The organism is Blastococcus sp. SYSU DS0617 (assembly GCF_054051075.1).
In genome coordinates this window covers 153,853-165,054 of the sequence record NZ_JBJHAO010000010.1, presented here as the reverse complement: position 1 = coordinate 165,054, position 11,202 = coordinate 153,853, and the positions used below count along the sequence as shown (strand labels likewise).

At 75.8% G+C, this 11,202-nt stretch carries 8 protein-coding genes; all 8 read right to left on the bottom strand.

Translation table 11 applies throughout. From position 1 onward, the window contains the following. Positions 1-699: 699 nt before the first annotated feature. From ACI793_RS13115 to ACI793_RS13080, 8 genes are read right to left on the bottom strand one after another with little or no spacing between them, the layout of a single operon-like run. Entirely contained in the window at positions 700-1,491 is a 792-nt protein-coding gene (locus ACI793_RS13115; RefSeq protein ID WP_456606809.1) for a cell division protein FtsQ/DivIB, read from the bottom strand. After that, positions 1,488-2,978, bottom strand: coding sequence for a UDP-N-acetylmuramate--L-alanine ligase (gene murC / locus ACI793_RS13110; protein WP_456606808.1), 1,491 nt, complete (start codon positions 2,976-2,978; stop codon positions 1,488-1,490). The genes ACI793_RS13115 and murC overlap by 4 nt, the downstream gene beginning before the upstream one ends. A gap of 13 nt (positions 2,979-2,991) precedes the next feature. Further along, positions 2,992-4,116 (bottom strand): undecaprenyldiphospho-muramoylpentapeptide beta-N-acetylglucosaminyltransferase, encoded by a 1,125-nt coding sequence (gene murG / locus ACI793_RS13105; RefSeq protein ID WP_456606807.1) that lies wholly within the window; start codon positions 4,114-4,116, stop codon positions 2,992-2,994. Further along, positions 4,113-5,708 (bottom strand): putative lipid II flippase FtsW, encoded by a 1,596-nt coding sequence (gene ftsW, locus ACI793_RS13100; RefSeq protein WP_456606806.1) that lies wholly within the window; start codon positions 5,706-5,708, stop codon positions 4,113-4,115. The genes murG and ftsW overlap by 4 nt, the downstream gene beginning before the upstream one ends. A gap of 7 nt (positions 5,709-5,715) precedes the next feature. Beyond that, positions 5,716-7,137, bottom strand: a complete 1,422-nt coding sequence (gene murD, locus ACI793_RS13095; RefSeq protein ID WP_456606805.1) for a UDP-N-acetylmuramoyl-L-alanine--D-glutamate ligase — start codon at positions 7,135-7,137, stop codon at positions 5,716-5,718. Position 7,138: 1 nt separating this feature from the next. Next, entirely contained in the window at positions 7,139-8,215 is a 1,077-nt protein-coding gene (gene mraY, locus ACI793_RS13090; protein WP_456606804.1) for a phospho-N-acetylmuramoyl-pentapeptide-transferase, read from the bottom strand. After that, complete coding sequence (locus ACI793_RS13085; RefSeq protein ID WP_456606803.1) at positions 8,212-9,609, bottom strand: UDP-N-acetylmuramoyl-tripeptide--D-alanyl-D-alanine ligase; 1,398 nt, start codon at positions 9,607-9,609, stop codon at positions 8,212-8,214. The genes mraY and ACI793_RS13085 overlap by 4 nt, the downstream gene beginning before the upstream one ends. Beyond that, entirely contained in the window at positions 9,606-11,174 is a 1,569-nt protein-coding gene (locus ACI793_RS13080) for a UDP-N-acetylmuramoyl-L-alanyl-D-glutamate--2,6-diaminopimelate ligase (RefSeq protein WP_456606802.1), read from the bottom strand. The genes ACI793_RS13085 and ACI793_RS13080 overlap by 4 nt, the downstream gene beginning before the upstream one ends. Positions 11,175-11,202: the final 28 nt, after the last annotated feature.

The following is an 11,202-nucleotide window of genomic DNA, read 5'->3' as shown; positions in this document are numbered from 1 at the left end:
CCCCCCCCCCCCCCCCCCCCCCCCCCCCCCCCCGCCCCCCCCCCCCGCCCCCCCCCCCCCCCCCCCCCCCCCCCCCCCCCCCCCCCCCCCCCCCCCCCCGCGTGAGCTCGCGGCCGACGTCGAGCTTGACGTCGGCGTCGCTCATCAGGAGGGCCTGGGCGTCGGTGTTGATCGCGATGAACTCGACCCCCTTGAGGCCGACTTCGATCATGCGATTGACCGCGTTCACCCCGCCGCCGCCGATGCCGACGACCTTGATGACCGCTAGATAGTTGTGCGGAGGTGTCATGCGGCGCTCCCCAACTGGACCCTCATCCTCAAGTTCAGCCTTACAGTTATGTCAACTCGGTCGACGTGGATGAAGTTAGGTGCGGGTCGAGAGGCGCTACAAGCACCCCGTCCGGCTCGGCGTGTCGGTAGAGCGGATGACGACGGTTCACTGACGACTCACGGATCACAACTGCACCACTGATCGTGACGACCCGCGCCGGTTTTGTCTCAGGTGAGGGTCCAGACTCCCGTCCGACGCAGAAATCACACGCGCGACATTTGTTTCTGCCACCGGGCGTGTCGCGGTCGTGGGCGTGTCGCCCGGACTGGCCGGTCCCCGCCCTGTGGAGGCGAGCGGCGACCGTCTGCAACGGCCCCAGGCAGGGGCCCGCCGCGAGCCTGCGAGCGGTGGGGGGCAGGGGGCCTTCTTCAGCGGACGACGACGGCCTTCGGGACGGTGAGGTCCAGCTCGTCCGCGGGCTCCAGCGCGCCGGACGCCAGCTGAGCGAGCAGCGCGCCGAGGATGTCGGCCTTCGTGTCCGACTCCTCGGCACCGCCCCAGCGCACCACGGGCCCGTCCGACAGCTCGAGCACGACCTCGTCGGGGCCGGGCGCCTCCACGCGGGCGACCTGCGCCCGCACCGACTCCGGCAGCGCGCCGATGGCGGCCAGCGCGGCCGCGGTCGCCTCGTCGTCCGGCCCCGGATCGGCCACCGAGAGCGGGACGACACCGGCCGGCGGCTCGCCGGTGACCGAGTCGAAGAGCACGCCGCGCTCGTCCAGCAGCGACCGGCGTCCGGCCTCCCCGACGACGGCCAGCGGGGTCCGCTCGACGAGGGTGATCACGACGCGGCTGGGCCAGCCCCGGGTCACGGTCACCGACTCCACCTGCGGCAGCTCGGCGACCGCGGCCTGCGCCGCGTCGACGTCCACCCGCAGCAGGGACCGGCCCCCCTCGATGCCCGCGGCCTCCCGCACGAGTGCCGCGGGCAGCGTGGTCGCGCCGTCGACCTGGACGGACCGGACGGCGAGCAGCGGCCCCGACCACAGGCCCCAGCCCAGGGCGGCCAGCACGAGCAGGCCGACCGCGAGCTGCAGGGCGCGCCGGCGCCGGGCCGCGTACCGGCGGTTGCGCAGCGGGGTGACCGGGGCGCCCGGGCGCCGCCCGGGGGACGGCCGGGACGAGCCGCGATCGCGGGTGGTCGTCCCCGTCCTGCTCACCGGCCCGCGCCCGTCGCGTCGCCCGCCTTCCCTTCCCCATCCCGCCCATCCCGCTCGTCCCGCAGGGCCGCGCGGGCCGTGAGCGCCTCCAGCACCTCGGGTCCGACCATCGAGACGTCGCCCGCGCCCATGGTCATCACCAGGTCACCGGCGCGGGCCCGGCCGGCCAGCGCCGGCGCCGCCGCCGACCACGACGGCTCGAACAGCACCTGCTCCGCCGGCAGCGGGACGGCGTCGGCCACCATCGCGCCGGTCACGCCCGGCACCGGGTCCTCGCGGGCACCGTAGATCTCCATCACCACGACCTCGTCGGCCAGGCCGAGGGCCTCGCCGAAGCCCGCGGCGAACTCCCGCGTCCGGCTGTAGAGGTGCGGCTGGAACGCCACGACCAGCCGCCCGTCCCCCGCGACCGCGCGGGCCGCACGCAGCTGGGCGCGCACCTCGGTCGGGTGGTGCGCGTAGTCGTCGTAGACGCGGACGCCGTCGACGACGCCCTTGAGCTCGAACCGCCGGTGCACGCCGCCGAAGCGGCCCAGCCCGTCGATGAGCCCGTCCGCCGGCAGTCCCAGCTCGAGGCCGGCGAGCAGGGCGGCGGCGCTGTTGAGGGCCATGTGCTCCCCGGGCACGAGGATCCGCACCCGGCCGAGCTCCCGTCCGTCGAGCACGGCGGTGTAGCTGGTCGCGTCGCCCTCGACGCGCAGGTCGTCCAGGCGCAGGTCGGCGTCAGCAGCCCGGCCGTAGCTGCGCAGCCGCGCCGGCGACGGCACGCCCCGCAGCCGGGCCGAGCCCGGGTCGTCGGCACACACGACGACGAAGCCGTCCGGGTGCACCGTCGACAGGAAGCGGTCGAAGGCCTCCTCGACCGCGGCGAGGTCGCCGTAGTTGTCCAGGTGGTCGGCCTCGACGTTGGTGACGATCCCTCCGAAGGGCGCCAGCAGCAGGAAGGAGCGGTCGCTCTCGTCGGCCTCGGCGACGAAGATGTCGCCCTCCCCGGAGTGTGCGTTGCTGCCCGATTCGTTGAGGTCGCCGCCGATCGCGAAGGACGGGTCGGCGCCGCAGGCCTGGACGGCGACGGTGAGCATCGAGGTGGTCGAGGTCTTCCCGTGCGTCCCGGCCACGGCCACGCTCCGCCGTCCGGCCATGACGGAGGCGAGCGCCACCGCCCGCGGCAGCACGCGCAGCCCCCGGCTGCGCGCGGCCGCCAGTTCGGGGTTGTCGACGCGGATCGCGGTGGACACGACGACGGTGTCGGCGTCCCCGAGGTTCTCCGGGGCGTGCCCGACGGCCACCCGCGCACCCAGCGCACGCAGGGCCAGCAGCGTCGGGGTGTCCCGCCGGTCGCTGCCCGAGACGGGCACGCCGCGCGCCAGCAGGATGCGGGCGATGCCGCTCATGCCGGCGCCCCCGATGCCCACGAAGTGCACGGCACCCAGGTCCGCGGGCGCGGGCACCGGCCCGGACCAGGCGGCCACGTCGTCGGCGCTCATCGCTCGACTCCGCTCATCGTCCGGTCCTCGCCACGTCGACGACCATCTCAGCCAGTCGTTGGTCGGCGTCGGGCGCCCCCGCCGCGGCGGCGTGCCGCGCGTATCCCGCGAGCGCGTCGGGGTCGGTGAGCAGCGGGACCAGGTGCTCGACGATCCAGGCGGACGTGAGCTCCGCGTCCTCCACCAGCAGCCCTCCCCCGGCTTCCACCACCGGCAGGGCGTTGCGCCGCTGCTCGCCGTTGCCGATGGGCAGCGGGACGAACGCACCCGGCAGCCCCACCGCGGAGAGCTCCGCGACGGTCACCGCACCGGACCGGCAGAGGGCGAGGTCGGCGGCTGCGTAGGCGAGGTCCATGCGCTCCAGGTAGTCGACGACCACGTACGGCGCAGCACCGGACGTGTGCCCCGGCGCCTGGACCTCGGTGTTCTTCGGCCCGCGCGCGTGCAGCACCTGGATCCCGGCGGCGGACAGCGCCCCGGCGGCGCCCACCGCCGCCCGGTTCAGGGTGGCCGCGCCCTGCGAGCCGCCGAACACCAGCAGGGTGGGGCGGTCGGCCTCCAGGCCGAAGGCCGTGCGCGCCTCGGCCCGCCGGGCCGCACGGTCGAGCGAGCTGATCGCGGTGCGCAACGGCATGCCCACGTGCACCCCGCCGCGCAGCGGCGTCCCCGGTGTCGTGACGGCCACCCGGGCGGCCAGCCGGGCGCCGATCCGGTTGGCCAGCCCCGGTAGGGCGTTCTGCTCGTGCACGACGATCGGTGTTCCCGCCCGCCGCGCCGCCAGGTAGGCCGGCAGGGCGACGTATCCCCCGAACCCCACGACGACGTCGGCGGCCAGCTCGTCCAGCAGCGCCCGTGTCTGCGCGACCGCCCGGCGGACCCGCCCGGGGACCCGGAGCAGGTCGACCGTCGGCTTGCGCGGCAGCGGCACGGGCGGGATCAGCCGCAGGTCGTACCCGCGGGCGGGCACCAGCCGGGTCTCCATGCCCCGCTCGGTGCCGAGACAGGTGATGCACAGCTCGCCGTCCGCGGCGGGACGGCGCCGCAGCGCGTCGGCGAGGGCGAGCATCGGCTCGATGTGACCACCCGTGCCGCCTCCGGCGAGGACGATCGACAGCGGGCGGGGCGACGGTGCGCTCACCGGGCTCCCCCCGGACGGCGGTCGGCCGGCTTCCTGGCGGCGGGGCTCTGCTGGGGTCGCTCGGCCGCCCGCGCGCCACGGACGGGGCGCTCGTCCCGGAGCGGTCGCTGGTCGCGGCCCGGCCGGTCCTCCCGGATCGGCCGCTGGTCCCGGAACGGGCGCTCGTCCCGCACCGGCCGCGGCGCCGCGGCGGGCCGCTCGCTGCGGCCGCCCGCAGGCGCCGGGCCACGCCGGGTGGGGGCGCTGCGGGCGTGCACGACCGTGCGCCCGGACCCCACGGCCGGGCGGCGGGCGGCGCGCTCCTCGGGCCGGCGGCGCGGGCGGACGGGCTCGACCGCCGCCGACGGCGCGGGCAGCACCAGCCGGGCGAGCCGGCCCCGGTCGCGCGCGCGGAGCGACTCCACGGCCGCGGGCTCGGTGCACGCGAAGCGCGCCAGCAGACCGACGACGACGAGGGTGAGGATCAGCGACGTGCCACCCGCGGAGATCAGCGGGAGCGTCACGCCGGTCACCGGCAGCAGTCCGACCACGTAGCCCATGTTCATGGTGGCCTGGCCGACCAGCCACACGGTGATGGCCACGCAGGCCAGCTGCACGAACCGGTCGGCCGCACGGCGGGCGATGCGGAAACCGGCGTAGGCCAGCACGCCGTAGAGCGTGACGACGACCAGGCAGCCGAGGAAGCCCAGCTCCTCGCCGATGATCGCGAAGATGTAGTCCGACTCCGCCTCCGGGAGGATGTTCCACTTCATCGCGCTGTTGCCCAGCCCCACCCCCGACAGACCGCCGCTGGCCAGCGCGTAGAACCCGCGGATGGCCTGGAAGCCGGTGTTGCTCGGGTCCGCGAAGGGATCCAGGAACGAGGTCAGGCGGGCCATGCGGACCGGGGAGAGCAGCGCGACGGTGGCCAGCAGCGCCACTCCGGCGAGGGCCATCCAGCCGAACCAGCGCAGCGGCATCCCGCCGGCCCAGAGCAGCCCGACCAGCACCAGGCCCAGGCTCACCACCCCACCGAAGTCCGGCTCGGCGATGATCAGCAGCGAGAGGATGCCGAACACCGGCAGCACCGGCACCAGCAGCGACGTCGTCGTGAGGTAGCGCTCGCGCAGCGCGAGCACGTGGGCCCCCCAGAGCGCGAACACCAGCTTGCCGAGCTCGGAGGGCTGGAAGTACATGAAGCCCAGGTCGATCCACTGCCGCGCGCCGTTGAGCTTGACGCCGATCCCGGGGACGAGCACCAGGAGCAGCATCGCCCCCACGGCGAGCAGGGCGATGGGCGACCACCGCCGCACCAGCCCGATGGGCAGGCGCATGGCGATGACCATGCCCACGAGGCCGATGCAGGCCAGCATGAGCTGCTTGACGCCCGGGGCCCAGGCGGGCTGGTCGTTGAGCGCCGCGTCGATCGCGGAGGCGGAGAACACCATGGTCAGCCCGATGAGCAGCAGCAGCCCGGCCGCGCCGAGCACCAGGTGGCAGCTGGTCATCGGTCCGTCGAGCCAGGCGGGGCCCGACCAGCGCCGGGCCGGGGCCGGGGCCCGGTCCTCCCGCGGCGCCCGGACGGGACGGGGGCGCGCCTGCGTCGCGGTCATGGCTGCCTCAGCCCAGCGCCCGGACGGCGTCCGCGAAGGCGGTGCCGCGGTGAGCGTAGTCGCGGTACACGTCCATGGACGCCGCCGCGGGGGCGAGCAGGACGGTGTCGCCGGGGCGCGCGAGGTCGCGTGCGGCGGCCACGACGCGCGCCGTCGTCGCCTCGGCTGTCACACCCGTCCCATCCATCCCGCCATCGTCGCCGCTGGGCACCGTCACCACGGGGACCGTGGGGGCGTGTCGCGTCACTGCGGCGGCGATCCGGTCCCGATCGCGGCCCAGCAGCACGACGCCGGCGAGCCGGGGTGCCACGGCGGCGACCAGCGGATCGACGTCGGCGCCCTTGAGCAGGCCCCCGGCGATCCACACCACGCGCGGGTAGGAGGCCAGCGACGCACCGGCGGCGTGCGGGTTGGTCGCCTTGCTGTCGTCGACCCAGTCCACGCCGTCGACGGTGGCCACCAGCACGTTGCGGTGCGCGCCGCCGCGGAAGCCGGCCAGGCCGCGCGCCACGGCCTCCGCCGGGACCCCGGCGGCACGCGCCAGGGCAGCGGCGGCCAGGGCGTTGACCGTGTTGTGCGGGCCGGGGACCTGCAGCAGGCCCGGCTCGAGCAGCACCTCCCCCGCCGGGTCGGCGGCGAAGGCGCGGTCGACCAGCGCTCCGTCGCGCACGCCCAGCTGGCCGGGCGCCGGCTCGCCGAGGGTGACGGTCACCGGGTGCGGATGGCGCGCGGCCAGCCCGGCGGCGACGGGGTCGCCCGCGTCGGCGACGGCCACCGGCGACCGCTCGAGGATGCGGGCCTTGGCGTCGCGGTAGGCGGGGAAGGAGCCGTGCCAGTCGGTGTGGTCGTCGGCCACGTTCAGCACGGCCGCGGCGGCCGGGGCCAGGGTGGAGGACCAGTGCAGCTGGAAGCTGGACAGTTCGACGGCGACCGCGTCGAAGGCCGGCGTGCCGTCGGCGTCGCGGGCGGTGACCACCTCGACCAGCGGCCGGCCGACGTTCCCCGCCGCCACCGCCCGCCGGCCGGCGGCCTGCAGGATCGCCTCGAGCATGGTGACCGTCGTCGTCTTGCCGTTGGTGCCGGTGACCGCCAGCCAGGGCGCCGGGACGCCGTCGGGACCGGCGATCCGCATCCGCCAGGCCAGTTCCGGCTCCCCCACCACCTCGACGCCGCGGCGTGCGGCGTCGGCCAGCAGGGGGTGGTCGGGGCGCCACCCCGGCGAGGTGACGACGAGGTCGGTGCCCTCGGGAACAGCGGACAGCTCACCCAGCCAGGTGGCGCCGGCGGCGGTGAGCTCGGCGACGACGGGGCGCTCGGCGGCGTCGGTGAGCGTGACGGTGCTGCCCAGGTCGAGGAGCACCCGCGCCGCGGCGACGCCGGACACGCCGAGCCCGGCCACGAGGACCGTGGCGCCCCGGAGATCGGTCACGTCAGAGCCCCGCGAAGGAGAGCCAGTCGGCGTAGAACAGCCCGAGCCCGAAGGCCACGGCCATGCCGGTGACCAGCCAGAAGCGGACGATGACGGTGTTCTCCGTCCAGCCGGCCAGCTCGAAGTGGTGGTGCAGCGGGGCCATCCGGAACACCCGGCGCCGCGTGGCGCGGAAGAACGCCACCTGGATGACCACCGAGAGCGTGACTGCGACGAACAGCCCGCCGATGACGACGAGCAGCAGTTCGGTGCGGGTGACGATGGCCAGCCCGGCGATGAGCCCGCCGAGCGCGAGGGAGCCGGTGTCGCCCATGAAGATGCGGGCCGGGCTGGTGTTCCACCAGAGGAAGCCCAGGCAGGCCCCCATGCCGGCCGCGGCGACCAGCGTGATGTCCAGCGGGTCGCGCACCTGGTAGCAGCCGTCGATGAGCTCGCTGGCGCAGTCGTGGGTGAACTGCCAGAACGAGATGACGATGTAGGACGCCAGCACCATCGCCGAGGAGCCGGCCGCCAGGCCGTCGAGGCCGTCGGTGAGGTTGACGGCATTGGAGAACCCGGCGATGAACAGGTAGGCCAGGATCACGAAGCCGATCGAGCCCAGCGCCAGCGGCTCGATGTCGCGGACGTAGGACACGACGGTCGACGCCGGCGTCAGCCCGTTGCTCGGGAAGTTGATCGCGAGCACCGCGAAGGTCACGCCGACGAGCAGCTGCCCGACGAGCTTCGCGGTCTTGTTCAGGCCCAGGCTGCGGCGGTGCCGGATCTTCAGGTAGTCGTCGAGGAAGCCGACGGTGCCCATGCCGACCATGAGGAACAGCAGCAGCAGGCCGGTGGCGCTGAAGCCCCAGCCGGCGTCGCCGATGAACGCCAGGTGGGCGACCAGGTAGCCGACGACGGTGGCGCCGACGATCACCGTGCCGCCCATGGTGGGCGTGCCCTTCTTGGACAGGTGGCTCTCGGGTCCGTCGTCCCGGATCTCCTGGCCCATCCCCTGCCGCCGGAACGCGCGGATGGCCAGCGGGGTGAGCAGGATCGACAGGATCAGCCCGACGCCCGCGGCGATGAGGACACTCCTCATGCCTGCGTCCCCTCGTCGAGCAGATCGGCCGCGAGGAGCTCCAGCCCGTAGGAGCGGCTGGCCTTGACGAGGACGACGTCCCCGGGGCGCAGCTCCCGGGCCAGCAACTCGTGGGCCGCGGCCCGGTCCGGCACGTGCATCGATTCCTCTCCCGCGCCGAGTCCGGCGGTGACCGCTGCCTCGGCTATCCCTACGGCATCGCGCCCGACGGCGATGATCACGTCCACCCCGGTGGCGACCGCGTCGGCCCCCAGCCGCCGGTGCTCGGCCTCCGCGTCCGGACCCAGCTCGGCCATCGCACCCAGCACCGCGATCCGCCGGGTCGCGGGCAGCCCGGCGAGGGCGGCCAGCGCCGCCCGCATGGACTCCGGGTTGGCGTTGTAGGCGTCGTTGACCACGGTGACGCCGTCGGCCCGCCGCGTGACCTCCATCCGCCACCGGCTGCGCGCACCGGCCGCCGACAGGGCGCCGGCGACGTCGGCCGGGGCCATTCCCGCGGCGAGCGCGGCGGCGGCGGCCGACAGGGCGTTCGCGACCTGGTGCTCGCCGACGACGCGCAGCGCGACGGGGTGCTCCTCGCCGGCGGCGACCAGGGCGAAGCGGGCGCGCGCGGAGTCGTCGAGCGTGACGCCGGTGGCCCGCACGTCCGCGTCGGTCCCGCGGCCGGTGGTCAGCACGCGCGCCCGGGTGCGGGGGGCCATGCCCAGGACGCGCGGGTCGTCGGCGTTGAGGACGGCGGTGCCGTCCTCGGGCAGGGCCTCCACCAACTCGCCCTTGGCCTGCGCGATGACCTCCGCGCTGCCGAACTCGCCCAGGTGCGCCGAGCCGACGTTCAGGACGATGCCGATCTGCGGCGGGGCGACGCGGCAGAGCGTGGCGATGTGGCCGGGACCCCGGGCGCCCATCTCGAGCACGAGGTACCGGGTGTCCTCGTCGGCGGAGAGCACCGTCAGCGGCAGGCCGATGTCGTTGTTGTACGACCCCGGCGGGCTCACCGTGGCCCCCGCCACCGCCAGCACCTGGCCCAGGAGGTCCTTGGTCGAGGTCTTGCCCGACGAGCCGGTGAGGGCCAGCGTGCGCAGCCCGGCGGCCGTGAGCCGGGCGTGCACCCCGGCGGCGAGCCGGCCCAGCGCGACCACGGGGTCCTCCACGACCACGCAGGGCAGCGCGGGATCGGACCGGGTGCCGAGCGCGCCGACGGCGCCGGCAGCCCCGGCGGCGGCGAGGAACTCGTGCCCGTCCACCCGCTCGCCCGCGACGGCGACGAAGAGGTCGCCGGGGGCGACCGTGCGGGAGTCGAGGGTGACGGCACCGGTGACGGCGATGCCCGGGTCGCCGCCGGTGAGCGTGCCGCCGGTCAGCTCGGCCACCTCGGCCAGGGTCAGGTGGATCATGCCGAGGCGTCCGACGCGGCAAGGACCTCGCGCAGCACCGCGCGGTCGTCGAAGGGGTGCACCGTGCCCGCGATCTCCTGGCCGGTCTCGTGCCCCTTGCCCGCGACGAGCACGGCGTCACCCGGCCCGGCCAGCGCCACGGCGGCCTCGATCGCCGCCCGCCGGTCTCCGACCTCGAGCAGCTCGGCGCGGCGGTCCTCCGGCACGTCCAGGGTGCCGGCGAGCATCGCGGCACGGATCGCCGCCGGGTCCTCCGAGCGCGGGTTGTCGTCGGTGACCACGAGGACGTCGCTGCCGGCGGCCGCGGCCGCGCCCATGGCGGCCCGCTTCCCGGCGTCCCGGTCACCGCCGCAGCCCAGCACGGTGATCAGCCGGCCGGCGGTGGCCGCCCGCAGGGCACCCAGCGCGGTGGCGACGGCGTCGGGGGTGTGCGCGTAGTCGACGGCGGCGACGAAGGGCTGGCCGGCCTCGACCGGTTCCATCCGGCCCGGGACCACCGTCGTGGCCACGCCCGCGAGCGCGGCGTCGACCGGCACGCCCACGGCGTCGAGCAGGGCGACGGCCAGCACCGCGTTGGCCACGTTGAACCGGCCCGGGAGCCGCACGCTCGCCTCCCGCCGCAGCCCGCCGGGGCCGTGCAGGGTGAAGGTGGAGCCGCCGCCGGTGGCGGGCGCGACGTCGGTCACCCGCCAGTCGGCGTCGGCGCCCTGGGTGGAGACGGTGACCGGGCGGGGGCGGCCGGGCCGGTCGAGCAGCCGGCGTCCGTGGTCGTCGTCGACGTCGACCACCTCGGCGGCGGCCCGGCCGTCGAAGAGCAGCGACTTCGCCCGGAAGTACTCCTCCAGGTCCCCGTGGAAGTCCAGGTGGTCGCGGCCGAGGTTGGTGAATCCGGCGGCGGCGAACCGCACGCCGCCCACCCGGCCCAGCACCAGCGCGTGGCTGGACACCTCCATGACCACCGTCGACACACCCGACTCGGCCATCGCCGCGAGCAGCGCGTGGACCGCCGGCGCCTCGGGGGTCGTGCGCTCGCTGGGTAGGGCGGTGACCGTGCCGTCGGCGGCCCGGATCTGCGTCCGCACCGTGCCGATCAGGCCCGTGGCCCGGCCGGCGGCCGCGAGGCCTGCCTCGACCAGGTAGGCGGTCGTGGTCTTGCCGTTCGTGCCGGTGATCCCGATGACGCCCACCCGCTCGCTCGGCCGGTCGTACACGCGGTCCGCGACCTCGCCGAGCACCCCGCGGGGGTCGTCGACCACGCACACCGGCAGGCCGGTGGCCACCGCGTCCTCGCGCCCCGACGGATCGGTGAGGACGGCGACGGCGCCCCGGCGGACCGCCTCCTCGACGTACCGGACGCCGTGGGTGCGGGCACCGGGGAGGGCGGCGTAGAGGTCGCCCGGGCAGACCTCCCCCGAGGCCAGGGTGAGCCCGGAGACGGCGACGTCCGCGGTGCCGGTGGACGGCGGACCGACCAGGTCGGCGAGCTCGGCGAGCGGCAAGGGGCGCGGATCGAGTGGCCGGCTCCCGGTGGGCCGGGGTGCCGACCCGGCGTCGGTCGGGGTCACGAGGCTCCAATCTACCGGCGCCGTGGAC

Coding starts and splice junctions, on each gene's coding strand:
- murC (WP_456606808.1), bottom strand. CDS start 2,978: ATGAGCGCCGACGACGTGGCCGCCTGGTCCGGGCCGGTGCCCGCGCCC.
- ftsW (WP_456606806.1), bottom strand. CDS start 5,708: ATGACCGCGACGCAGGCGCGCCCCCGTCCCGTCCGGGCGCCGCGGGAG.
- mraY (WP_456606804.1), bottom strand. CDS start 8,215: ATGAGGAGTGTCCTCATCGCCGCGGGCGTCGGGCTGATCCTGTCGATC.
- ACI793_RS13085 (WP_456606803.1), bottom strand. CDS start 9,609: ATGATCCACCTGACCCTGGCCGAGGTGGCCGAGCTGACCGGCGGCACG.